We start from the raw sequence: 23,636 nt of genomic DNA on the forward strand, positions 1-23,636 counted from the left end.
ATATCCATGTCCAAGTCGATGACGGCGCTGATCGCCGACACCACGATCCACGATTTTGCTTCCGCCGAAGGCGGCGAACCCTGGCGGGTCTTCCTGTATGTGCCGCCGGGGCCGGCACCCGAGGCCGGCTGGCCGGTGCTCTACATGACCGACGGCAATGCCGTGATCGGCACTGCGGTGGACGCCATGCGTGCGCAGGCCTTCTATCCCTCGGGCACAAATGTCGGCTGGGGCGTCATCGTCGCCATCGGCTATCCCGTCGCCGGCGCCTATGATCCGCTCAGGCGCTCCTGGGATCTCGGCCCGCCACCGGGCAAGACCTATCCGCCCTTCCATGACGGCGGCCCGGACGTCAGGACCGGCGGGGCGGAAAAATTCCTTGCCTTCATCGAGGACGAATTGAAGCCCTGGGTAGCGGGCCGCGCCAGGATCGACACCGGCCGGCAGGCGCTCTACGGCCATTCTTTCGGCGGTCTCTTCGCGCTCTACGCCCTGTTCACGCGCCCGCTCGCCTTCCGGACCTGGATTGCGGCCAGCCCCGCCATCTACTGGGAGGACCGCGCCATAGACCGCTTCCTGGAAGCGTTCGAGGTGCCGGATGGCTTGCGGGCCAACGTGATCCTGTCGGCCGGCGAATACGAGACCGAAAAGCTCGCGCCGTTTCAGGTTGGTGCCGAGGACGAGGCAAAACGCCTCGAGCAGAAGAAGGTGACACGCACCGACGAATTCGCGCAGCAGATGGCGGAGCGTCTCAACGCCATCCCCGGCCTGAGCGCCGGCTTCGAGCTGCATGCCGGCGAAAATCACATGTCGATCCTGCCGGTCACGGTCAACCGTGCTGTGCAGGCGGCATTTGCGGTGAGGAGAAAGGCGCCCGCCAGCGTTCCGGCCAAAGGCGTGTCGCGATGATTTGCTGAAGGCGCAGGGAAGGCTTGGAAAGTTTTGGAAAATGGTGCCCAGAGGCGGATTGCACTCGGGGGTAGCACGGCGTTCGACGCAGCCAGTCCGGCTATGCCCAACTACGTATCGAACCCGAGATTTGCCCGGTTGACCAAGCACCGTAGCAGGTCGCTACTTAGTGCATAGATCGACTGTTGCGGGTTGCGCTTCACCACTCCGAGAGCACGTAGCTCGTTGATATTTATCGGCGGATCGATATAGGCGACAAGCAAGTAATTGATCACCTTCACCGGGGCCTCCGGTGTTGCTTTCCATGCGGCCAGCTCTTCTTCGCTGTAGACAGAACGACCGCCCGTAAGCTGCATCAGGTCGCGGGTTGATCTGGCCTGCTCCACGCTTTCAAGAACCCCAATGGCTGTCATGGCTTGGGATGGCAATTCCTTCGAGGCCCCCTTGTAGAAGAACAGAATGGACCCAGCCTGGTCGGCATGCTTCGAGGGAGCAATGGGAATTGCTGCCCGCAAGATGAAGGTCGCTCTTCCTGCGGATCTGGCCATCGATGCCGAGGTGGATCTTTGCCTGGAGAATGGCTCCTATTCCCTTCAGGCTCGCCTCAATGTGAGCCTGCCAGGATTGGAGCGCGACGTTGCCCAAGCCCTGGCGGATGCGGCTCATCAGACGTGCCCGTACTCCAAGGCCACGCGAGGAAACATCGACGTCATCATCACCGTGGTTGAGGCCTGGCCTCACCAACAGTCTCGCAGCAACGCCGGCTTCGGTTGGCACGGCTGCGGCCGATCTCCGATCAATCTGAACAATTACCAGCAGCTATCGATGGGACAGCTGTGCAACCCAGGAGAAGGACTAAACCATGAATATCAAAGCGATCTGTCTCGGTGCCTTTGCCGTCTGCGCTCTCGGTAGAACGGCAGTTGCCGGCGCGCTCGATGTCGTAGACAACCTCGCACCATTTTACACCGATGCGTCGATGAAGACCCTGAAGCCCATGCCCGAGTTCAATGCGGCCTTCATGGCCAAGCCAAAGCCCATGCGCAACGACGCGGCGATGAGCAAACCCTACGCCGAGTTCTGCGCCGACGTGAATGCCCTTCGCGGAATGCAGTAAGTCGTTCACGGCGCCGCGTAGTTTGACGACGATGGTGGGCAAACGGTACCCATCAAGCTACTCGCAGCTCCCGCCGGCAACATAGTGCCGACGGTGACCGATGCCGGCCCAGAGACTCCCCGGGCCGCTCCTCCCCCAGCCTCCAGGCGAGCAGGCCGGCATCGGTCAGTCATGAATGTGCCCCGTAGGTGCTCGAAATCGTTGATGAGCCATGATGTTGCGAACGTTCGAAACCGGCCGAATGCAATGGTTGTTCAGCGCAAGGCCCGCGATTTGAATCTACTCAAAATTGGTCGAGCAGATCCTTGGGAGTTGGCACGCAATCGTGTCTATCCCCGCATAATGCGATAGACAGTTGCATCACCCTCCACACCTCGAAGAGGCGCGTCAAAAGCCTCGACGCGATGGCCGGCAAGCATGTCGCTGACCCCAGCAGCGGAATAGAGCGCTTCGGAAATGCAGATCTGTCCGGCTTTTGCCAGGGACTGCACGCGTGCGGCGACATTCACGGTCTGACCGAAATAGTCGAGGTTGTCGTTGAGCGTTACGGCGATCGATGGTCCACAATGGGCGCCGATCTTGAGAATGATCCCCGGCCCGTCATGGTCGCCGTTGAAGCGATCGATTTCTTCAAAGATGTGGAGTGCAGCCGAAATCGCATCTGACGGCTGCGAGAATACAGCCATCACCGCATCGCCAATCGTCTTGACCACCGCACCGCAATGTTGCTGAACCGCCGCGTTGACCAGAGCGAAATGCTCGCGGACCAAAGCATAGGCGTTGAGGTCACCAAGGCGCTCATACAGGGCGGTCGAACCCTTGAGGTCCGTAAACAGGAAGGTGATCTGCCGGATGCCGAGCCCCTCCTTCTCGTCGACGCGTTCGGACCGGAAGAGCTGGCGGAAGGTTTGCCGCGCAAGCAGCGCCCCACCGGAAACATAGGGGTCGAAATCGAGGGCAGGCTTGGTGGTCAACGCGACAAGCTCGGGCGGCCAGTTGATGGCAAGCAACGAACCTCGCACTGGCCCCCTATTCGCCACCTCTATGACGATCGGCCCGGGTGGAACGGCGGGTAATGCCGGCAGGAAGCGTTTGCCGTCATAGTCGATCTTCAGAACTGTCGGTGCCGACACCGGATCACCTGATATTGGCACGGCGAATGCAGCCTGCGTCTGCACGTTGACGCCCGAAAGGGCGCCCGGACCCAGGTCGGCCCGGAGCACTGTGGCGGTGCCGGGCGGCAGAAACGTCATGCCACGAACGAAGCCGCGCAGAATGTCAAGAAAGCGAACGTCTTGCCCCGGTAGCCGCCCGTCATGTCCGAAGTGGAGCTTCCAGTGAAAATCCTCGACAGGGAGCGACTCGGGATCGTGGTGCGGCAGGCGCCGTAATTTCGGCGATACCGAGAAGGTGACCTCGATGAAGTCGTCCAAGTCGGTGTCGCCCGATACATCGCACAAGCCACAGACATAGTGGGTCTTGAGCGTGCGCAGGGCGCCGAAACTATCGAGCACCATCCCGGACTGGGGACACAGCACATCCCAGCTCATGTCGAACAGGCCGCAGCGGGCGGCATGAAGGAAGAGGTCTATTGCTTCAGGCTCGGCGATTGCGCGTTCGCGAGCAAAGCTCAGCGGATTAACCCGATACAGTGCGTGGTCGTCGCCGCTTCTGATCAGCGTCTCGAATTTCGAGATGACGCGTGGGCTCCAGGCTCGAGCCTGCTCCACCTTGGTCATCCTGCTTTCGAGAAGACGATCGTCGACTACCGTCACGCCGGACCCTCAACCTTGCCGCGCGACAGCCTACTAAAAAACCAGCGCGATGCGAATGGATTGCCGTCGAAAGTGTCTGCCGGCACAGCAGAGATGCTTATGCTCCTGCTCGTCTAGCCGCCCATCCAAGGCATATCGATCGCCCCTAGCGATACAACGATCCCGAGGGCCACCAAAGCAACGCCCAAACTACCTTCGAAGCGGCGGCCACGGGGCAGCAGCTTCTCGACGAAGACGAGCAGCGTCAAAAGCAGCATCCAGGCGACGCTCATGACGCCGGTCGCGACCAGCACGGCAAACAGCGCCCAGCAGCAGCCAAAGCAATAGAGACCGTGGCGTAGCCCCATCTCGAGCGCGCCAACACGCCCGTCGCGCCAGTGCTGCACAACGAAAGCGAGCGGCGAACGGCAATGGCTGAGGCAAATGTGCTTGAGGGTCGTGAATTGGTAGAGCCCGGCGACGCCAAGCGTGGCGCCTAGTGCGAGCGGTGCCCATTTCGAACGCTGGGGTGGATCGAGGCTCGTTGCAACGTCGCTGCCGAGCTGGACCAAGACATATACGACAAGGCCCACCGCTGCCCAAACGAGCAGATAGCCCGCGACGAAGGTCCACGTCGGGATGGCCACATGCTGTTCGCGCCTAGCCTGCGCCGCCGCGAACATAAATATCATGGGCGCCGCAGCTGGGAGCATCATGGCCGCCATCATCACAGTCCACACAGCGAGAAAAGCGGCGGCGCCGGCAAATGACCAGTCGTCGGCGGCAATTCCGGCCATCGCCATGCCTGCCATGCCTTCCATACCCTCCATACCGCCGCGCACGGCAATGCCCATGGGCATATCCATGCTGAAGGTCTGGTAGAGGGTGAGCGTCCACGCCGCTGCGGTAAGCCCGACGAGCGATGCGAGTAGACCGAGCGGGATGCCGCGCAAATTCCGGGTGAACCGCCGCGATTTCCCGGGGAACGCCTCAGCCATCGTCACGCCCTAGTTCGGGCCGGTCCAGTCGAACGGAATGTGCTTGCTCGAGCGGGCCGTGCCAGTCCAGTCGAGCCCGAACCCTCTGGTGCTCACCTCGACAGAACGCCCCCAGGTGGCAACCTGGCCCGGGCCGACCTCCGAACCCGGCGGGTTGATCGTCTGCACCCGCTTGCCAGGTAGTGTGGTGGGACCGGAAAGTGCCTCGGCGCGCCCAACGACCAGGCCAGGAATTTCGACTCGCCAGGTGGCCAGGTCGCCCGCCACCTCGAAAGTGATTGGCACGAACTCAATGCCGCGCATCTCGCCGATATTAGCGGCAAAGCCCGCCGGCCAGCCGCCGGCGTGGCCGCCGAAGATCACCTGCAGGGCTTCGCGCTGCTGCTCATCCGCCTTCTCGTCGAGATACATGCCCATCACGGCCTTTGCCTCGCCAGCCCATAGATTGCCTTCGAACTCGCCGAGCGCCACCAGCGTCAGGTCGTCGAGCTTCACGCCGCCATACTGACCCTCACGCATATGCCAGGCGAGCACGCCCTGGCAATGATTGCCCGTTGGCCGCTGGGCGAACTCGCAAGGGCAAGGGATGTCGCAGCTGCAGATGTCGAACCAGTCGCCTGCGAGCCGCCATTGAGGCACTACATTCATGGCTCATCCTCCGGAGATTGGGTCTACTTATACGTCGAAGACTGGTCGCGCTCCAGCAGTTCGTGCGTCGCCCCGCTGACTTTGATGGACTGGCTCCCACACTGGTGCCCGAGCGGTGCACACCAAACCTGCAGCTGGGCCGCTTCAGGTCCGGATCTCGACGACGGACGTGCCGGAGACGGGATCAGTCATCCCGAGGTCGCCGCCGAGATGCTCCAGCATATCGCGCATCGTATCGAGAAGGCCGATCATCTGGGGCCGCGGCGAGACTGTCCATGTCCGACGACGCAGAAAGTTCGGTCGCCGGTCCTGACGAGCGAGGCTTTGCGGAAGCCCTTGACGTCGAGCGTCGCCTTCTTACGCGCGCCGATGAATGCCTGTTCCTTGCCGGGCTTGGTGCGAAACCGAACGACATTTAAGCGGTCATGCCTTCCTCCAATCCAAAGGGAAATTGATGATTGACCAGGCTACGGGCGAGCCTCCAGAACCATGTTGAACGGCGTCTCGGTGGCGCGGCGGAAGCGGCGGAAGCCGCCGCCGATAACCACCTTGCGCAGCCTGGTCTCGCCCGCCTGGGCGCCGAGCCCGAGGCCAACCTCCTGCGACAGCGAGGCAGGTGTGCAGATGAAGGTCGAGGCGGCGTAATAGATGCGGCCAACCGGATTGAGGTTCGCTGAAAGCTTGTCGTGAGCGAAGGGTTCGACGATCATCCAGGTGCCGTCCGGCTTCAGCGCCTTGTGCACATGCCTGGCAGCACCCTCCGGATCGCCCATGTCATGCAGGCAGTCGAAGAAGGCGACGAGATCGTAGGTGCCCGGAAAGTCCTTGGCCGCCGCCACTTCGAAGCGGGTGTTGCCGGCGACGCCGGCCTCTCTGGCTGCGGCGCGCGCCCGTTCGACTGATGGGGCATGATAGTCGAAGCCGGTGAAGCGCGAATTCGGAAATGCCTTGGCCATGAGCACGGTCGAGGCGCCGTGGCCGCAGCCGACGTCGGCGACGTCTATGCCCTGCTCGAGCTTCTCGGCCACGCCATCGAGCGCCGGCAGCCAGGAGCCGATCAGATTGGCGTTGTAGCCCGGGCGGAAGAACCGTTCCGTGCCGCGAAACAGGCAGGCGCTGTGATCGTGCCAGCCAAGCCCTTTGCCGGTGCGAAACGCCTGCCGCACCTTTTCTTCGTCAAGCCATAGCGTCGAGACGACCTCGAAGGCGCCGGCCATGAAGGCGGGGCTGTCCTCGTTGACGAAGACCTGTTCCTGCTCGGGGCTGAGGTAGAAGCTGTCGCTGGCCTCGTCGTATTCGACATAGCCGGCGGCCGCCTGCGCCGAAAGCCATTCGCGGACCAGCCGCTCCTGCGTGCCGGTGTTTGCGGCAAGCTGCCCGGCGGTCATCTTGCCGCCCTCGCTCATCGCCGAGAACAGCCCGAGCCTGTCTCCCAGCAGCACGGCCGCCCCCGTGGTGATGGCACCGAGATCGCCGACCATCTTTCCCAGCAGGGCCTCCAGCTTTTCCTGGTCGGGCTGCTTGTCCTTGTTGCGCTCCAGCATCGGCTTTTCCTCCGGCCCGATCCCAAATATCGGCCCAAGGCTGCACGCCTGATCCCGCCGCCGGGATGGGCTCGCCATGGACAGCGGAGAAAGTTTACCTAAGGATAGCACCTGCCGATAATGCCGAGTTCTGATTGCGGCGATGCAAGCCGGGCATCAGCGGGGATGTGTCATGGAAATGCACGAAATTCGTTATTTTCTGGCCGCCTGCCAGACGCTCAACTTTCGCCAGGCGGCGGACCTGGTGCATATCACTCAGCCTGCGCTCACCCGCGCCATACAGAAGCTGGAAGCGGAACTCGGCGGCCTGCTCTTCCATCGCGACAAGAGCCATGTCCAACTAAGCGATTTCGGCAGGCTGATGCGAAGCCACCTCGACGAGATCGCGCAGCGTTCGGAGCACGCCAAACGCACCGCCAGAAACTTCCTGTCGCTTGAGACAGCGCCGGTGACGCTGGGCGTGATGTGCACCATCGGCCCGCTGCGCTTTATCGGTTTCCTCAACGCGTTTCGCGAGCGCTTTCCGGGCATTGAGGTGACCGTGATTGAGGGCGCCGCCGACCACCTCACCGATCTTCTGCTGAAGGGCAAGCTGGACATTGCGCTGTTGGCACGGCCCGAGCCCTTCGACCACCGGTTGAAGGCGGAGCCGGTCTATGCGGAGCGCTTCGGGCTTGCCTTTTCAACAGGGCATCCATTCGAGACGCGCAACACGCTACAACTCGCGGACGTGCGCAGCGAGCCCTATCTCGAGCGCATCAACTGTGAATACGGCAACCATATAGACGAGCTCTGCCAAAACCTCGGCTTCGAGATCAAGAGCGCCTATCGCAGCGAGCGTGAGGACTGGATCCTGGCTATGGTAGCCGCGGGAATGGGCGTCTGCTTCATCGCGGAATTCTCCGCCAGCCAGCCGGGCGTCTGCCACAGGCTGGTCGTCGACCCAGAGATCGTGCGCGAGGTGTCACTGGTCTCCGTCGCGGATCGCCTGCCTTCGCCCGCCATCTCCGCATTTGCTAAGGCGGTGATGGAGTATGACTGGCACATACCGATGACAGCGGAATCGACTGGTCTTTAAGTCCACAGTCCCGCCTTCAGCGTCAGCAAACAGGCGCCATACGATCACATCTTCGTGTCGACGTAACTGACCCTAATTTCCAGCGAAGCCTCGAATGGGGCAACTGTGCCCCTCAAAAAATGGGAGTATTCCGAATGTATTCGTTCAAGATCTTTGTCGCCGTCAGCATTGCCACTCTTTGCGCCTCGCAGGCATTTGCCGAAGACACAATGGGCACGATGTCCATGATGAAGGGCGGGCAAGTGACAGCCGTCATGCCCGATGGGCATATGGGCACCATGATGCCGGACGCCAAGATGAGCGCCGAAATGATGAAAATGGCCAAGCCGATCAAGCATTGCATGATGATGATGACCGACGCCAAGGGCAAAACCTACATGGTCGATACATCGACCAAGAAGGCCCAGGCCGAGTGTGAAAAAATGGCGATGTGAGGAGTCATCGCGCCCAGTCAATGCTTCCATCCCGCCGGCCCGCGCGCCAGCTGGATGTCCCATCGATCCTGCGCTATCGAAATCATGTCACTACGCTGGTTGCTGATCCTCGCCAGCCCTAGCTACTGCTTAGCAAGGTTGATCGGCTTGGTGGGTGTGTTAGGCCGGGTCTATTACCAAGGGATCCAGCATGGCACGTAAATCGCGACGACATCCGATGCTGCGGCGCTCGCAGGCGATGTGGGTTTCGCGACGCGTGTGGCAGCCGCGTATTGTCTTTTGGGCAGGCGCCATTTCGATCGGACTGATCAGCGTGCTGTTCGCCGTGCTTGCCGACCAGGCTCAGGCGCTGTTCCATACCGTCATCGGCAGCGGTGGCGGCTGGCGCTTTTACCTGCCGCTGGTCATGACGCCGCTCGGCTTCGTTCTTTGCGCCTGGCTTGCGCATTCCTTCTTTCCACGCTCGCAGGGCAGCGGAATTCCGCAGGCTATCGCCGCGCGCCATCTGCGCGATGACGATGACCGCAGCCACATCCTGTCGTTGCGGCTGATGGTGGGCAAGATCGCGCTCACCGTCATCGGTCTCGGCTGCGGGGCCTCGATTGGCCGGGAGGGACCGACAGTGCAGGTCGGCGCCTCCTTGATGCTGCAGGTCGCGCGCTGGGGCGGCGTAGCGCAGGCGCGCGGGCTGATCCTGGCCGGGTCGGCGGCCGGCATAGCGGCGGCCTTCAACACACCGCTTGCCGGCATTGTCTTCGCTATCGAGGAGATGGGCCGCGCCTATGAATCCCGCACCAATGGGCTGGTGTTAATGGCCTCGCCGGACTCGCCTCGTTGGGCCTGGTCGGAAACTACACTTACTTCGGCGTAGCCAAAGAAACAGTGGCCTTTGCCAGCGACTGGCCGCTGGTGCTTGCCTGCGGCATCATCGGCGGCGGCGTGGGGGCGATGTTTTCGCTGCTGGCGCTGAAGGCGTTGCGCCGCATCCGGCGCTGGAACGCGTTGCAGCCGCTCTGGCGCACACTGGTTGTGGCAAGCATTTGCGGGCTGGCGGTGGCCGCCATCGGGATAGCCTCGAATGGCCTCACCTTCGGCACCGGCTATGCGCAGGCGCGCGGAGCCATCGAAGGCATGCCGCTGCCGGCATTCTTCTCAGCTGAGAAATTCGCGGCTGGCCTCCTTTCGATGGTTTCGGGCATTCCGGGCGGCATCTTCGCGCCATCGCTGGCCGTAGGAGCCGGCCTTGGCAGCACACTTGGCCTAATCCTCAGCGCCGCCACTGGCACCGCTGCGCTGCTTGGAATGGCCGGCTATTTTGCCGGCGTTGTCCAGGCTCCGATGACGGCCTTCGTCATCATCCTCGAAATGACCGGCAACCACGACAATGTCATTGCGCTGATGTGCGCGGCGATGCTGGGCTATGGCACGGCGCGACTGGTTTCGCGCGAGCCGCTTTACCATGCACTCTCGCGTGTGTTCATCGCCGAGGCGATCCGACGACGCAGAGCAGGCGTTGATGCCCTAGCGGGCTCGTAGCCGCTGCTGGGAAGGTCGGCCGCAGAAGCACGCGGCTTCTAACGTTCTGAACCGGCGCTCCCGCGGTCGAAGAGGCGTTCAGCCAGACGATCAAGCGAGAGGACGCCAGCCCCGCGCGTCAGCACAAGCAGCAACAGCGACGCCCACAGCAGGTGCTCTGCCCAGTTTTCCGGATAGACGAAGATCTGGATGACAGAGACGACGCCGAGCAACATGAGGGCCGCAAGGCGTGAGAACAGTCCAAGGAAGATTAGGACCGAGCCCGTAAGTTCGGCTGCCGTCGCCAAAGGCGCCGCGATCGATGGATCGATGAGCGGCAGATTGTATTCGTTGGCGAACAGCTGCAGCGTCACCGGCCAGGATGCCAGCTTCGACTGCGCTGATTGCCAGAAGACATGTGCGACCGCGACACGTGCGGCGGACTGGATCAGAGAAAACGGAATGTGTTCGGGTTGCCTGATAATACGCTTGTAGAGGCCGACAAAGGCGGCCGGGTTGGACAAGGATTGCTCCGATATTGCGGTCATGACTGTCTCCGTCAGTTTAAGGGGGAATTCGCGGCGACCCGCACGTTGGTGACGAGCCTGTCGCGGAACAGACGCACAAGGGCTGAAACTAGGTCGAAGGCCGGGTCGAGCGCCAAGGCCCGGCCAGTGGCATGCTCGAGGCCAAAACCGTGCTTCAGCGAATGCCAGAAGGCGAAGCTCGCGCGGTCGAGCAGAAAAAGCCGCACGTAGTTCCCCGATCGCCACAACGCCACGCGCTCGGGGCGTCTTGTCCAGGTGATGTTTTCGTCGACCACCGTCTCCTGTTGATGCGCCATCCATACCGACAGGATCGACCAGTGCGAGACGATCAGTCGCAGTGAGGGCTGGAGCAGGATATCCGGCGACAGCCCAAGGTCGGTGTTGTCGTATTCTGCGAGGCTGCGGGGCGGCAGCGAAGCTGTATCGAGCGCCTCCGCTATGGTCCATTCGAGCCGCGCCGTTTCGGCGACGATCGGCATGTCGGACAGCGTGTCGATCGTCTTCAGGTAGCGCGGGAAGCCGGCCCCATAGCGCGAAAGACGCGATTCAACCGGCGGATGGCTTCGAATGAACTCGCTCGCCACGTAACGGAAGAAGCGTTCGTCTATCAGCCGGACGGTGACGGGAAACACCGCCATCAGCGCCGCGGTGAGCGAACTGCGCGTGTTGTTTTGGTAGATGCGCAGGCGGGCCAGTGGATCGGCTTTGCCGGCGGTCAGCGTTTTCGCGGAGACCATTGGTTCCATGGCAAGCACCGAGCGCGCAATGGTGGTCTGCAGGTTTTCAAGCGGCAACATCGTATCCTCCTTCCATTGGCGTCAACGCTACCGGTATGGCTGCTCCGGCCTTGGCGGCAGCGAATGCTGCTAGCACTGGCATGCTGGTCCCCACGCTTTCGAAGGGGGTGAGGGACATCGGTCGGGGTTTGGCTGCCTCGGCTTGTCTCGCAGCCTGCTTGCGGTTGAATATGATCGAAGCGGTGAGCATGTCGGCCCACATGGCTTCGCCAAGGAGCACATCGAGAACCGGGACATCGGTGTCCCATTCGATCAGCGTGGGACGCGGTCCGAGCCGGCTTATGGCATGCTGATAGAGCGCCCAGACGACAGGCGGCACGCGCGAGCCATGATCGTCGATGAGCACAGTGTCGGCTCCGACCTGATTGGTTGCGTGACCGGCAAGATGGATCTCGCCGATTGCCGCGGCTGGCAGCGCATCGACGAAGGCTTTGGCGTCATATTGCAAATTGTGCGCCGAGACCTGGACGTTGTTGACGTCCAGCAGCAGACCGCAGCCGGTCCGTGCTACGAGCTCGGCCAGGAATTCGGCCTCGTTCATCGAGGAGTCCGCAAAGGCGACATAAGCAGACAGATTTTCGATCAGCACCTGCCGCTTCAGCGTGTCCTGGACCGCCGCGACATTGCGTGCCACGATCCCCAGCGCCTCTTCGTCATAGCGTAGCGGCAGCAGATCGTTCAGATAGGCACCGTCCGCGACACTCCAGGCGAGATGCTCGGAAACCAGATCGGGCTGGAAGCGCTCACAAACCCTGCGCAGTCGCTCCAGATGATCACGGTCAACTCCTCTAGCACTGCCCAACGACAAGCCAACGCCATGCACCGATAGCGGATAGATCTGGCGCAGCCGTTCCAGCGCCTCGGTGCTGGGGCCGTCCCCCATGTAGTTCTCGGCATGAACCTCGAGCCAGCCGGCGGAAGGTCTTCGCGTCAGCATTTCTCTGATGTGAGGCGAGCGAAGACCGATGCCCGCTGATGCGGGGATCGCGAGGGGCTGAAACGCACGGGACATCGGTCTGCTCCTTTCTAGAGGGTTGGCTCTAAGTCTGGATGGTTCAGGCTTTCGGCTTGTCGCTGCCGCCGGCAATCTTGGCGCAGCTGCCGGCGGGCACGTAGAGCCAGGAATCAGGCTGGTTGTCGGCTGTGGCCGTGCCGGCACAGGAATGCGTCGCGGTCTGACAGTCGTTCTGGCCGGCCTTGACCACGCCGTAGCATTTCTCGAACGAGAAACTGGGCTGGGCGGCGGGGCCACTATAGGCCGCTGTGGCGGCGAGCGAAGTGGCGGTGGCGAGGGCCGATCCGATGAGGGTCTTGGTGTTGATCACAGTCGTATCTCCTGGTTGCGTTTCAAGGGAAAGACTGGCCTTGCGACCTGTCTGCAAGCAGTGTCCCCGATCCGAATGCCGAGCTGAAATGCTGTCTCGGCATGGATTTGATACGCGGCCACTATGTTGAAGAGGCCGCACGCAAAAAGCCCTCCGGCGGGGGCACGGAGGGCTTGGCGCCTGCGTTCGGGAGTATGCGAAGCAGGCGCGGCTAGGCGGAGGGAGGCGCCTAGACGTATCGGTTTTCGCAGTTGATGGCCGGGAGTTCATCAGTGCGGAGAGGGTCGGCCGCAAGCCAGTCTGCTGCACGCTGCCGCCCTCTGTCGCGCATGTCGGTCAACTCACCCCAGTCGATCCAGGGCCTCATAAGCAGCGGAGCCCCGGCATGATGTCGACTGTCAAATATGGTGTGAACTGGCGCGCATTTGGTCGCGCAGTGGTTCGCTGCGAAGCTGCGATCCGGACATGGCGTCGCGAACACCGAAGGCCTGCCGGCGATGATCAGGCGATGGCGGGCTTCGGTTGATCGAACCGGCGGCGACTGCGAGAGCTCGCCATCACCCCAATAGGTATCGCCGTCGATTTCGATAGGCGAGGAGAGGAAGGGGACAGTGGCTGCCGCCACGATCGCGTTGATCGACAACTGTTCACCGGTGAAAATCTTCACGGCGTCGGTGCGGGCGCTAACGGCCAGGACGCCGAGTTTCACCGGGCAGCGTTCGTCGCGGATTTGCTCGATTTCGATTGACTGTTCCAGTATCGATCGAAGGAGGTTGGCTCTGTCGATGACGAAAATTGAGGCGTGGCTGACGCGCCGCCAGAAATTGGCGAGTGCAGTCCGCGCCCCGCGCCGGCCGCCGAGTCCCAGGCCATAGGCAAAGACCGCCGCTTCAACCGCTCCAAAGCCGGACGCGGTGACTGCGTTGAAGGTGCAGTTCGGCTCGTCCAGCAGCCGGTCGAGCACGCCCCAGACGAAAGCGCCATGTGCGTCGGTTGAAACGAGAATCTCGACGGACTGGCGGTCTTCCGGTCGGTAACTGGTCCCGGAAATGATGGCCTTGTCAGTATACGTCTCGAACTGGGCGTGCATCTCTTGATCTCCATCCCAAGTTCGCCGGCAGGGCGACTTGTGGAGAGACTGCCGCATCCTCTTCTTTGAACGAAATGCCAAGCTGGCATGAAGTCCATAGGCAGATTGCATTGGCTGACAGTATTCGCGCGCAGCATCCTTCGCCCGATTAGGCCAGGCGATGCGTGTCGCTTGCTTTCGCACCGTCGCCAGAACCGCGGCCTGGAACCAGGAGATATATGATGAACCACCTCCTGCACACGAGGCGTGCCGCGCGTTCTCAATACGCCATGACGGACCGCTATCGACTTCATAGCGGCAGTGCATTGGCGTCGAGACAAGCTTTGCGGCAGGCTCCGAAGCTACGAAAAGCCTCGTTTGCAATTCGGGACAAATCGGCATGGACATTCATCACATCCGCTACTTCCTAGCCGTGTGCGAGACGCGAAACTTCACGCGCGCCGGCGAAAGGTGCAATGTCACCCAGCCGGCGCTGTCGCGCGCGATCCAGCAGCTCGAGGACGAGGTCGGCGGCCTGCTGTTTCGCCGCGAGCGAAACCTGACTCACCTGACCGACCTAGGCGCGCTGCTGCGCCCTCGGTTTCAGCAGATTCTCGACGAATTGACCGGAGTGCGGCAGGAGGCCTCGAGATTCTTGTGCCTGGAAAATGCCAACCTCAAGGTTGGCGTCATGTGCACCATCGGACCGCGCCGCTTCACCGGCCTGCTGGCCGATTTCAACAGGCGCCAGCAAGGTATCCAATTGCAGCTTGTGGAAGGTGTGCCCGCCTCGCTTTCGCAACTGCTCGAATCCGGTGAAATCGACGTCGCCATCATGGCGTCCAGCAACAGTTTTCCGGAACGGTTCGATGTCACGCCGCTCTACCGCGAGCGCTTCGTCCTGGCGTTCCCGAATGGCCATCGGCTGGCCCGCAATGACAACGTGGCCATCTCCGAACTCGATGGTGAAAATTATCTCAGGCGGCTCAATTGCGAGTATCGCGATCACCTCGCGGGTCTGTGCACAGATCGAGGTGTGAAGCTCAGGATCTCCTACGCCAGCGAGCGCGAGGACTGGATCCAGAACATGGTTTCCGGGGGTCTAGGGATCTGCTTCATCCCGGAGTTCAGCGCGGTGATCCCGGGCTTGCAGGTCAGGCCGGTCATCGACCCAGAAGTCTGGCGGGAAGTCTCTCTAGTGGTCGTGGCCGGGCGCAGGTTCTCGCCGGCGACATCTGCCTTCGTCAACAGCGTCAAGGCGCATGGCTGGCCGGAGAGCGCCATCCCTCAGGCGCTCCGCAAGACGGCAGCCTGAAGAAAGACTGTAGAAATGGTGGCGGCGCGCTACAAGTCCTGTCGTGCGCCTTTTGGTGCACTCGCGACAGCCGATGATAATTTTCAGGTATCGATTTAAGAGCCAGTCAGCATTTCTCTTTCTTTTAGGCTGCCGTCACTCTCCACTCATGCCCCGCCTATGCGATTGGGCACTGACAAAGGAGAAATAACATGGCTTCCAAGACTTTTGCATTGCGGGCGCCGCTGAATCTGGCGCTGACACTCGGACTGCTTACCGCGACCGCTGCGTTTTCTGTGGCCCCGGTTTTCGCCGGCGACTGCCCTGCCGGCCAAGCCGCGACGACCGACATCCAGGAACATCCCAGCAAGCCGGTCGGCGTCGTCGACACGGTTCTCTCCGCGATCGACCTGAGCAGCAAGGGCGAGGCCTGGAAAGGCAACATGCTGCGCCTGCGCAAGCTCGTCGTTCAGCCCGGCGGCGTCGTGCCGTGGCATGAGCACAATGTCCGCCCGGCCAACATTCTGATCGTCGAAGGCTCAATCACCGAATATCGCAGCACCTGCAAGGTCGGCATCGAACATCCGGCCGGCGACGTAACAGCCGAATTTGGCCAGCTTGCCCATTGGTGGAAGAACAACGGCAAGGTTCCGGCTGTGCTGTATTCGGCCGACGTTCTGCCGCCTGCGATGCACGACGATCACATGATGTGATCCTCCACTCTACAGCGATCTTTTCATGACCGGCATCTGAAAGCACGTCCTCGGGTGATCGCCCGGGGACGTGCGCAACGGGAGCTCCCTGCCATGACGACAAGCGAACACACCGAACCGACGCGGCTTCGCATGGTTGCCGCGGACAGCTGGCGCTTCGGCCTGATAGCGCTGATCGCGTTTCTCACGCTTGTCGATCTGTTCGCCACCCAGGCCATCCTGCCTTCGCTGGTGACAAAATTCGGCGTCAGTCGAGCGACCATGGGTTTCGCGGTCAATGCCAGCACGTTCGGCATGGCGGCGGCTGGGATCGCGGTCGCTCTCTTCGGGCGCGGCATCGATCGGCGCAATGGCATCTGGATCAGCCTTGCGATGCTGGCGATACCGACGACGTTCTTGTCGCTCACCGACAGCATCGTGATCTTTGCCCTGCTGCGAGTCGCCCAAGGCCTGTGCATGTCGACTGCATTCACGCTGACAATGGCCTATCTGGCCGAACACTTTTCCGCGCGGCAGACGACCAGTGCACTTGCTGCCTATGTGACCGGCAATGTCGCCAGCAACTTCTTCGGACGGCTGATGTCGGCTGCCGTCGCCGACACGTTTGGCATCTCCACCAACTTCCTGACGTTCGCGGCCCTCAATCTGATTGGCGCGGCCCTCGTCTGGCTCACCTTGCAGAAGACCTCGGCAATGATGCGCGCTGACGCCAAGAGCGAGCCTGCCCGCGCCGCCTGGAAGGGCCTTGTGAAAAACGCCGAGCTGCGCGCCTGTTTCACCGTCGGCTTCCTGATCCTCTTCGTCTTCATCGGCACCTTCACCTATGTGAACTTTCAACTCGTCGCCGCGCCACTGTCGCTGTCGCCGATGGCGCTGGGACTGGTGTATTTCGTCTTTCTGCCATCCATGCTGACCACACCGCTCGCCGGGCGGGTTGCTACGGGGCTCGGACCAAGGATCGGGATCGGCTTAACGCTCGCACTGGCGATCCTGGGTTTGATTCTGCTTCTGGTGAGCAGCCTGCCGGTGGTGCTTACCGGGATGGCGCTGGTCGCCATCGGCACCTTCCTGGCGCAGGCAATCGCCACCGGCCATGTCAGCCGGACCGCGTCGCGCGACCGCGCCGCCGCCAGCGGCATCTACCTCGCCTCCTACTATGCGGGCGGGCTCGTCGGCAGCTTCGTCGTCGGACAGGTCCACGACCGGATCGGCTGGACCGCATGCGTGGCTGTGCTCGCCGCAGTCCTCGCTTGCGCCATCGCGGTGGCGCACGTGCTGCAAACCCCAAAGACCTGAGACTTTAAAGATCAAAACTAGGCAATCCAACAAAGGAGACTGACATGAACAGCTACGTGAAAACCATGATTGCCGGCGCCGCTATGCTGATGGCTGTCGTCGCCCCGGCGGCCGCTTCGGATGGTGTCGTCACCGTCAAGAGCGACTATTCCGTCGCGGAAACCGTCGCCCGCATCAAGAAGGACGTCCTCAAGAAGGGCATCAAGCTCTTCGGCGTCATCGACCAGGCAAAGCTTGGCAACAACGCGGGCAACGATGTCAGGCCGTCGCGACTGGTAATGTTCGGCAATCCCGCGCTTGGCACGACCTTCATCACGTCCAATCCCGAAGCCGGTCTCGACTGGCCGGTGCGCGTGCTGGTCTACCAGACCGCGGATGGCGCGGTTTATGCCGCTTACAGTGACTTCGACTGGATCGCCAAGCGCCATGGCATTGCCGACCGCGAGGCCCAGTTCAAAATGGCGACCGAAGTCATCCAGTCCGTGACCTCGACGATCAAGAAGAACTGAGTGCGGATATGGGCTGGAGTTCTGCCGCTCGGCATGCGGTGCGGGTTGTTTCGCGCAGCGATGCTACTCGGCGGCGGATAGTGCCTTTGCCCGCTCGCCGAACCACTTCTTCTGTGTGGCCTCGCGCACCAGCGCGCCAACTGCCGGCGAATGCCTGCGGCCGCGCACGGTGACGAGATTGACCTCGCGCCAGAATTCCGGCTCGGTGATCGGCAAGGGCACCACGCCCGGGTGCTTAGCGGTATGTTCGGGCATGAAACCGAAGCCAAGCCCGGCGGCGATCATCGCGAGTGTCCAATCGTCACGATCGCTCCAGTAGACAGGGCTGACGGTGACGCCCTGCTCGGCGAGAATGGCATCCGCGTAGCCGGCAAACTCACAATTGTTGCGGTGGATGTAGCTCTCATTGCTCATATCCTTCACCCGCACGCTGCGCTGGTTGGCGAGGCGATGGTTCAGATGGACAGCCATCACCATCTGCTCCTGAAAAAGTGGAAGTGAGTGCACTTCCTCATCGGGCACGTTCGACGGCAAGGCATAGATGGCGGCCTCGAGGTCGCCTTCGAGCAGTCGTCGCCGCAAGCTCTTGGCGTCTGAATCGCAAAGGTGAAGCTCCACGCCGGGGTGATGCCCACGGACGGCCGCTATCAGCTCTATGATCTCGTCCGGAGCGATTGTGCTCATGATACCGACCCTGAGCGGCGTCTTCTTCAGATGCACATACTGCTCGGCAATCTGCTTGGCCTGGCGGGAGTTCTCGAAGACGCCTTCGAGATAGGTCTCGACCATGCGTCCGAGCTCGGTGAGATGGGTGAAGCGGCGCTCGCGGTGGAAAAGCGCCCCGCCGAATTCGTCCTCGAGCAGTTTTATGGCGCGCGAGAGTGCCGGCTGGGTGACGTTGCACTGCTCGGCGGCCCTGGTGAAATTCAGCTCCTTGGCAACGGCCAAGAAATATCTGACCTGGCTGATCTCCACGGCAACTCCCCTCGGCGGGCGGGCATACGGCGCGACCCGTGTTGCGGTGCGATCTTACTAGCTGCCCCTACGTCAAACAACCCGGCCTGCTGAGCGACATCGTCGCCGCACCGGTCAGACCGTCGGCTATCGAATCCATGTCTCAACGGCATTTCCGCTGCATTGGGCGGCTCGCCATACTTGATCAGAATTTCAGACCTGGGCGCGCAAGCCCGTGCTCGCAGCCGTTTGCTGGTCAATTCGGTCACGGCCTCAACAGAAGGAAATGACGATGCTCAGAGGAAAGACGGCTCTGATAACAGGCTCGACTAGCGGCATCGGCCAAGGCATTGCCGAAGCCTTCGCGGCCAAGGGCTGCAACATCGTTCTCAATGGCTTCGGCGATGCCGATGAGATCGAACACCTGCGGGCGAAACTGGCCGCCGACCACGGAGTGACCATTCGTTACGACAATGCGGACATGAGCAAGGGCGGCGCGATCACCGCCATGATGGACAAGGCCATCGCCGAGTTCGGGGCTATCGACATCCTGGTCAACAATGCTGGCATCCAGCATGTGGCGCCGATCGACGACTTTCCGATCGAGAAATGGGAGGCCGTCGTGGCGATCGATCTGATGTCGTCTTTCTACACGATCCGGCGCGCCCTGCAGGCGATGAAAGAACGCAAATGGGGCCGCATCATCAATGTCGCCTCGGCCCACGCCCTCGTCGCTTCGCCATACAAATCCGCCTACGTCGCCGCCAAGCACGGCGTCGCAGGCCTTACCAAGACGGTCGCGCTCGAAGTCGCCGAACAAGGCATTACGGTCAATGCGGTTTGCCCCGGCTACGTGCTCACCCCGCTGGTCGAAAAGCAGATACCGGACACGGCCAAGGCGCGCGGGATCACCGAGCAGCAGGTGATCAAGGATGTGCTTTTGGCCGCACAGCCGACCAAGCAGTTCGTAACGGTCGAGCAGGTTGCGTCGCTCTGCGTGTTTTTGGCCTCGGACGATGCGGCCTCGATCACCGGCGCCATCATGCCGATCGAAGGCGGCTGGACCGCCCACTGAAACCGGCAGCGAGGAGCGCAAACGCCATGAACAAGATCACCCGAAATCCCTCGACGTCGGAACCCTTGCCGGAGGCCGGCCATATGGCCGACGGTTCGGTGAAGCGACAGACCGTGTTGGTGCTGCAGGGCGGTGGTGCTCTCGGAGCCTATCAGGCCGGCGTCTACCAGGCGCTCGTCGAGGGCGGGATCGAACCGGACTGGGTGATCGGCACCTCGATCGGCGCCATCAACGCGGCGCTGATCGCTGGAAACCAACCGCAGAACCGCCTGCCGAGGCTGCGCGAATTCTGGGACGGCGTCAGCCGCAGCAGCCCACTCGACGAGTTCTTCCGGATGACGGTTCCGAGCAACGTCTTTGCCAATATGGGCACGGTGATGCGCGGCATACCGGGTTTCTTCGAACCGAACCCAAGCGCCATGTTCGGGGTCAATCGCGAAGTCGGTGTGGAGAATGCCTCCTACTACACCACCGATCCCCTCAAGCGGACGCTGGACAACCTGATCGATTTCGATTGCCTCAACCGCCGCCATACGCGGCTGACGGTCGGCGCGGTCAACGTCAACACCAGCGAGCTCAAGTATTTCGATAGCAGTCTGATGCCGCTATCGGCGGCGCACATCATGGCGTCGGGCGCCTTGCCGCCGGCCTTCCCGGCGGTCTGCATCGACGGCGAGCCCTATTGGGATGGCGGCATCTATTCGAACACGCCCATCGAGGTCGTGCTGGACGAGCGTCCGCGGCGCGACGCGCTGATCTTTGCCGTAAACATGTGGCAGCCGCGCGCGACGGAGCCGAAATCGATCTGGCAGGTCATGGGACGACAGAAGGATCTCCAATACGCCAGCCGCGGCAGAAGCCACGTTGCCCGCCAGGAGCAACTGCATCGTCTGCGCCACGTCGTGCGCGAAATGGGCAAGTTGGTTCCCGAGGAACGGCGCGAGGATCCGATGTTCAAGGAACTCGCATCCTATGGCTGCCCCTCTGTCATGCATCTCGTTCGGCTGCTTTCGCCACGCCTGGACGGCGAGGACCACACCAAGGACATCGACTTCACCCGCGCCGGAATCCGAACGCGCTGGCAGGCGGGATACGAACATGGCCAGCGCGTTCTCTCGGAAAAGCCGTGGGAGTGCGAAGTCGACATGCTGCAGGGCATCGTTATCCACGAATCGCAAGAGTGACGGACCAGCGCCTCGAAAACGATGGAGAATACCGATGCAGATTATCACCCCCGGCATGCGGCTGATCCCTGAGGCGGTGCTTGCCAACAACGCCGCCCTGTTCCGCACGATTCCGGAGACGCCTTCCCATGCGGACACGTCGCTGCATCGCGTGGTCATCGTCGGCGGCGGCGCGGGTGGGCTGGAGCTGGCGACGCGTCTTGGCCGCAAGTTCGGCAAGCGACGGCTTTCCGTCACGCTCGTCGACCGCAACCGCACCCATATCTGGAAGCCGCTGCTGCATGAGGTGGCATCCGGCGCCTTGAACGCGTCGCATGACGCTGTCGAATACATCGCCCATGCCAGCAAGCACAACTACCGATACCGCATCGGCGAGGTCGTCGGCATCGACCGTGCCAAACGCCAGGTCTTTGTCGCGCCCAGCTTCGACGATGACGGTCGGCAGGTCATCCCACCGCGTGTGCTGGGCTACGACACTCTGGTCATGGCCGTCGGCAGCGTCAGCAACGATTTCGGCACGCCGGGCGCCGCGCGTCACGCCATTTCGCTGGATACTGCGGAGCAGGCAGCCCGGCTCAACAAGCGCATGTTAGACGCGTGTCTGCGCGCCAACGCGCAATACGAGCAGCTTTCGCCCGGTCAGCTCCATTGCGTCATCGTCGGCGCCGGGGCTACAGGCGTCGAGCTCGCCGCCGAACTGCACAAGTCGATGCGGGAGATTGCATCGCACAATCTTGACAACGTCGACTTCGAAAGATTGATCCGCATCACCATCGTCGAAGCTGGGCCACGGATCCTTCCGGCCCTGCCGGAGCACATAGCGCGTGCTTCGGCACGCCTGCTGGTCAAGCTCGGCGTCCAGATACGGTGCGGCATCAGGGTCAGCGAGGTGACGGAGGATGGCATCAGGCTCGGTGAAAAACTGTTCGTGCCTGCTGAGCTGGTGGTCTGGGCGGCCGGGATCAAGGCGCCGGATTTCCTGAAAGGGCTCGATGGCCTCGAGACCGATCGCATCAACCGCCTGATGGTGGACGAGACCTTGCGGGCTGTCGGAGACGACAATGTGTTTGCGATTGGAGACTGCGCGGGCTGCGTCCTGCCGGGTCATGACTTCGCCCTGCCGCCGCGGGCCCAGACAGCCCACCAGCAGGCTGATCATCTGGTGAGGGTGGTTGCCGCGCGTCTCACGGGACGGGCCGCGCCGGCATTCCGCTACCGCGACTACGGCTCCCTCATCTCGCTGGCCGACTACGGTGGGTTCGGCAGCCTGATCGGCGGGCTGAAGATCGAAGGCCTGCTTGCAAGGCTCGTCTATCGCTCGCTCCACAAAATGCATCTCAATGCGGTGCACGGTCCGGCCAAGACTGCGCTTGCATCGATCGGCGAGATGATAGCCAGGCGCGCCAGACCTCGGATCAAGCTTCACTAGCACGGCAGAGGCGGGGCGATGGAAAAGTATGATGTGGTGATCCTTGGCGGCGGCAATGCCGGAATGGGTGTCACGGTCGCGCCGCGCGCCGCAGGTCTTTCCGTCGCGATGATAGAAGCCCGCGACCTCGGCGGCACCTGTCCCAATCGCGGCTGCACGCCGAAGAAGGTGCTCGTCGCTGCGGCCCATGTGCTCGGTGAGATCGAACGGGCCGATCGGCACGCGATCACTGTCGATACGCCGAGGCTCGACTGGCGAGCCCTGATCGAACGGGAAAAGGACATAATCAAGGACATTCCATCTCGTCTGTTCGGATTGATGACCATGCGAGGCGTCGATGTCATCGACGGCGAGGCTGCATTCGTCGGCAGCAATGCCATCCGAGTCGATGGCCGCGAACTCGAGGCCAGGAACATTGTCATCGCCACCGGCTCGAAGCCGCGCTCGCTGCCAATTCCGGGCGCCGAGCATCTGACGATTTCAGACGATGTCTTGAACGACCCGGTGCTGCCCCGTGTGGTCGTCCTCATCGGCGGCGGCGTCATCGCTTTCGAACTGGGCCAAGTCTATGCGCGCGCCGGCGTCGATGTGGCCATCCTGGAGGCGCTGCCACATATCCTGGCGGCATTCGATGCCGATGCTGTCGCTCAGATCGTTGGCGAAAGCGAACGAAATAGGCATGCATGTCCGCACCCTGGCCTGGGTCAAGAAGATCGAGAAGGTCGACGGACGGTTGCGCGTCGCCTTGTCACCGATGGCGCGGAGTGCACCGTGGACGCGGACAGGGTTGTGAATTGTGCCGGACGCGTGGCCAATGTCGAGGGGCTCGACCTCGGGGCCGGCGTCATCGTGCATTGCGAAGGCCGCATCGAAATAGACGATCATCTGCGCTCGCGCTCGAATCCGGACGTCTATGTCTGCGGTGACGCGGTGTGGAATTCTCCCCAGCTTTCGCCGGTAGCGACCTATGAGGGCGGCATCGTTGGCCGCAACATCGTCGATGGGCCAACACACCGGCCGCAGTACAGCCAGATACCGGCATCTGTTTACACGGTGCCGGCCTTGGCCAGTGTCGGGCTCTCCGAGGCCAAGGCGAAAGAGCTAGGGCTTGGCGTGAAGGTCCATGTTAACAACATGCAAGGCTGGCTCTCCGCGAGGACTTATGCCGAGACCGTGGCGTGGTCGAAGATCATCGTCGAGGAATCCACGGACAAGATCGTTGGCGCCCATATTGTCGGCCATGCCGGCGAAGAGCTGATCCATCTTTTTGCGCTTGCCATGAAGCACGCCATCACGGCATCGCAGCTTGCCGACATGTTCTACGGTTTCCTGACCTTCTCTTTGGATATCAGGAACATGTTGTTACGAATTGAGGTCAGGCGGCGAACAGAATACGAACCTCGCCTGCCTTGATGCTCGCAAGGCATCAAAACCATGCAGGAAAAG

General features: G+C 62.0%; 24 protein-coding genes and 2 pseudogenes. 15 read left to right on the plus strand and 11 right to left on the minus strand.

The window, feature by feature from the left end; translation table 11 throughout:
* The first annotated feature begins 6 nt into the window (after positions 1-6).
* Entirely contained in the window at positions 7-909 is a 903-nt protein-coding gene (locus OHD62_RS05835; RefSeq protein WP_263781518.1) for an alpha/beta hydrolase, read from the plus strand.
* Positions 910-1,019: 110 nt separating this feature from the next.
* On the opposite strand, the gene OHD62_RS05840 is transcribed toward OHD62_RS05835, so the two are convergent.
* Positions 1,020-1,457: a hypothetical protein gene (locus OHD62_RS05840; protein ID WP_263782342.1), complete on the minus strand. Its 438-nt coding sequence runs from the start codon at positions 1,455-1,457 to the stop codon at positions 1,020-1,022.
* On the opposite strand from OHD62_RS05840, the pseudogene OHD62_RS05845 reads away from it, so the two are divergent.
* Positions 1,381-1,635 (plus strand): annotated as a pseudogene (locus OHD62_RS05845) (Ohr family peroxiredoxin); the annotation flags it as partial. The gene OHD62_RS05840 and the pseudogene OHD62_RS05845 sit on opposite strands and share 77 nt — an antisense overlap.
* A gap of 136 nt (positions 1,636-1,771) precedes the next feature.
* Positions 1,772-2,026, plus strand: coding sequence for a hypothetical protein (locus OHD62_RS05850; RefSeq protein ID WP_263781519.1), 255 nt, complete (start codon positions 1,772-1,774; stop codon positions 2,024-2,026).
* Between the two features lie 329 nt (positions 2,027-2,355).
* On the opposite strand, the gene OHD62_RS05855 is transcribed toward OHD62_RS05850, so the two are convergent.
* The 3 genes from OHD62_RS05855 to OHD62_RS05865 all read right to left on the minus strand — a co-directional run bounded on the left by OHD62_RS05855 (position 2,356) and on the right by OHD62_RS05865 (position 5,426).
* Entirely contained in the window at positions 2,356-3,801 is a 1,446-nt protein-coding gene (locus OHD62_RS05855) for an adenylate/guanylate cyclase domain-containing protein (protein ID WP_263781520.1), read from the minus strand.
* Between the two features lie 113 nt (positions 3,802-3,914).
* Positions 3,915-4,778, minus strand: a complete 864-nt coding sequence (locus OHD62_RS05860; protein ID WP_263781521.1) for a DUF2182 domain-containing protein — start codon at positions 4,776-4,778, stop codon at positions 3,915-3,917.
* Positions 4,779-4,787: 9 nt separating this feature from the next.
* Entirely contained in the window at positions 4,788-5,426 is a 639-nt protein-coding gene (locus tag OHD62_RS05865) for a DUF1326 domain-containing protein (RefSeq protein ID WP_263781522.1), read from the minus strand.
* A gap of 275 nt (positions 5,427-5,701) precedes the next feature.
* Here OHD62_RS05865 and OHD62_RS05870 point away from each other — a divergent pair, with 275 nt between their 5' ends.
* The gene (locus tag OHD62_RS05870) at positions 5,702-5,845 is read left to right on the plus strand and encodes a hypothetical protein (RefSeq protein ID WP_263781523.1); all 144 of its coding nucleotides are present in this window, start codon (positions 5,702-5,704) and stop codon (positions 5,843-5,845) included.
* Positions 5,846-5,893: 48 nt separating this feature from the next.
* On the opposite strand, the gene OHD62_RS05875 is transcribed toward OHD62_RS05870, so the two are convergent.
* The gene (locus tag OHD62_RS05875) at positions 5,894-6,970 is read right to left on the minus strand and encodes a class I SAM-dependent methyltransferase (RefSeq protein WP_263781524.1); all 1,077 of its coding nucleotides are present in this window, start codon (positions 6,968-6,970) and stop codon (positions 5,894-5,896) included.
* Positions 6,971-7,142: 172 nt separating this feature from the next.
* Here OHD62_RS05875 and OHD62_RS05880 point away from each other — a divergent pair, with 172 nt between their 5' ends.
* The 3 genes and pseudogenes from OHD62_RS05880 to OHD62_RS05890 all read left to right on the plus strand — a co-directional run bounded on the left by OHD62_RS05880 (position 7,143) and on the right by OHD62_RS05890 (position 10,018).
* Positions 7,143-8,048, plus strand: a complete 906-nt coding sequence (locus OHD62_RS05880) for a LysR family transcriptional regulator (protein ID WP_263781525.1) — start codon at positions 7,143-7,145, stop codon at positions 8,046-8,048.
* Positions 8,049-8,182: 134 nt separating this feature from the next.
* Entirely contained in the window at positions 8,183-8,482 is a 300-nt protein-coding gene (locus OHD62_RS05885) for a hypothetical protein (protein ID WP_263781526.1), read from the plus strand.
* A 190-nt stretch (positions 8,483-8,672) separates the two neighbouring features.
* A pseudogene (locus tag OHD62_RS05890) lies at positions 8,673-10,018 on the plus strand (chloride channel protein).
* A 38-nt stretch (positions 10,019-10,056) separates the two neighbouring features.
* Here the strand turns inward: OHD62_RS05890 and OHD62_RS05895 are convergent.
* The 5 genes from OHD62_RS05895 to OHD62_RS05915 form a co-directional block, all read right to left on the minus strand.
* Positions 10,057-10,545 (minus strand): DoxX family protein, encoded by a 489-nt coding sequence (locus tag OHD62_RS05895; RefSeq protein WP_263781527.1) that lies wholly within the window; start codon positions 10,543-10,545, stop codon positions 10,057-10,059.
* A gap of 11 nt (positions 10,546-10,556) precedes the next feature.
* Positions 10,557-11,342 carry a DNA-binding domain-containing protein gene (locus OHD62_RS05900; RefSeq protein ID WP_263781528.1) on the minus strand — a complete coding sequence of 262 codons (786 nt, stop codon included), beginning with the start codon at positions 11,340-11,342 and terminating at the stop codon, positions 10,557-10,559.
* On the minus strand, positions 11,329-12,279 hold the full coding sequence (locus tag OHD62_RS05905) for a DUF692 domain-containing protein (protein ID WP_412177344.1): 951 nt from the start codon (positions 12,277-12,279) through the stop codon (positions 11,329-11,331). Before OHD62_RS05905 ends, OHD62_RS05900 begins: the two co-directional genes overlap by 14 nt.
* Positions 12,280-12,397: 118 nt before the next feature.
* The gene (locus OHD62_RS05910; protein ID WP_263781530.1) at positions 12,398-12,667 is read right to left on the minus strand and encodes a DUF2282 domain-containing protein; all 270 of its coding nucleotides are present in this window, start codon (positions 12,665-12,667) and stop codon (positions 12,398-12,400) included.
* Between the two features lie 229 nt (positions 12,668-12,896).
* Positions 12,897-14,144 (minus strand): patatin-like phospholipase family protein, encoded by a 1,248-nt coding sequence (locus OHD62_RS05915; RefSeq protein ID WP_263781531.1) that lies wholly within the window; start codon positions 14,142-14,144, stop codon positions 12,897-12,899.
* Here OHD62_RS05915 and OHD62_RS05920 point away from each other — a divergent pair.
* The 4 genes from OHD62_RS05920 (at position 14,137) to OHD62_RS05935 (ending at position 17,548) form a co-directional block, all read left to right on the plus strand.
* A complete protein-coding gene (locus tag OHD62_RS05920; protein ID WP_263781532.1) occupies positions 14,137-15,051 on the plus strand; it encodes a LysR family transcriptional regulator in 915 nt (304 codons plus the stop codon). The genes OHD62_RS05915 and OHD62_RS05920 overlap by 8 nt on opposite strands.
* A gap of 191 nt (positions 15,052-15,242) precedes the next feature.
* Positions 15,243-15,743 (plus strand): cupin, encoded by a 501-nt coding sequence (locus OHD62_RS05925; RefSeq protein WP_263781533.1) that lies wholly within the window; start codon positions 15,243-15,245, stop codon positions 15,741-15,743.
* A gap of 93 nt (positions 15,744-15,836) precedes the next feature.
* Positions 15,837-17,039, plus strand: coding sequence for an MFS transporter (locus tag OHD62_RS05930; RefSeq protein WP_263781534.1), 1,203 nt, complete (start codon positions 15,837-15,839; stop codon positions 17,037-17,039).
* A 44-nt stretch (positions 17,040-17,083) separates the two neighbouring features.
* Positions 17,084-17,548 (plus strand): DUF302 domain-containing protein, encoded by a 465-nt coding sequence (locus tag OHD62_RS05935; protein WP_263781535.1) that lies wholly within the window; start codon positions 17,084-17,086, stop codon positions 17,546-17,548.
* Between the two features lie 63 nt (positions 17,549-17,611).
* On the opposite strand, the gene OHD62_RS05940 is transcribed toward OHD62_RS05935, so the two are convergent.
* The gene (locus tag OHD62_RS05940) at positions 17,612-18,523 is read right to left on the minus strand and encodes a LysR family transcriptional regulator (RefSeq protein WP_263781536.1); all 912 of its coding nucleotides are present in this window, start codon (positions 18,521-18,523) and stop codon (positions 17,612-17,614) included.
* A 271-nt stretch (positions 18,524-18,794) separates the two neighbouring features.
* On the opposite strand from OHD62_RS05940, the gene OHD62_RS05945 reads away from it, so the two are divergent.
* The 4 genes from OHD62_RS05945 to OHD62_RS05960 are packed head-to-tail and all read left to right on the plus strand — an operon-like array spanning position 18,795 to position 23,603.
* Complete coding sequence (locus OHD62_RS05945) at positions 18,795-19,577, plus strand: 3-hydroxybutyrate dehydrogenase (RefSeq protein WP_318528582.1); 783 nt, start codon at positions 18,795-18,797, stop codon at positions 19,575-19,577.
* A gap of 26 nt (positions 19,578-19,603) precedes the next feature.
* Positions 19,604-20,761 carry a patatin-like phospholipase family protein gene (locus OHD62_RS05950; RefSeq protein WP_263781538.1) on the plus strand — a complete coding sequence of 386 codons (1,158 nt, stop codon included), beginning with the start codon at positions 19,604-19,606 and terminating at the stop codon, positions 20,759-20,761.
* A gap of 34 nt (positions 20,762-20,795) precedes the next feature.
* Positions 20,796-22,190, plus strand: a complete 1,395-nt coding sequence (locus tag OHD62_RS05955) for an NAD(P)/FAD-dependent oxidoreductase (protein WP_263781539.1) — start codon at positions 20,796-20,798, stop codon at positions 22,188-22,190.
* Between the two features lie 18 nt (positions 22,191-22,208).
* Positions 22,209-23,603 (plus strand): dihydrolipoyl dehydrogenase family protein, encoded by a 1,395-nt coding sequence (locus tag OHD62_RS05960; RefSeq protein ID WP_263781540.1) that lies wholly within the window; start codon positions 22,209-22,211, stop codon positions 23,601-23,603.
* The last annotated feature ends 33 nt before the right edge of the window (positions 23,604-23,636 follow it).

This window comes from Mesorhizobium sp. YC-39, from assembly GCF_025753795.1.
In the GTDB taxonomy this organism is placed as follows: Bacteria; Pseudomonadota; Alphaproteobacteria; order Rhizobiales; family Rhizobiaceae; genus Mesorhizobium.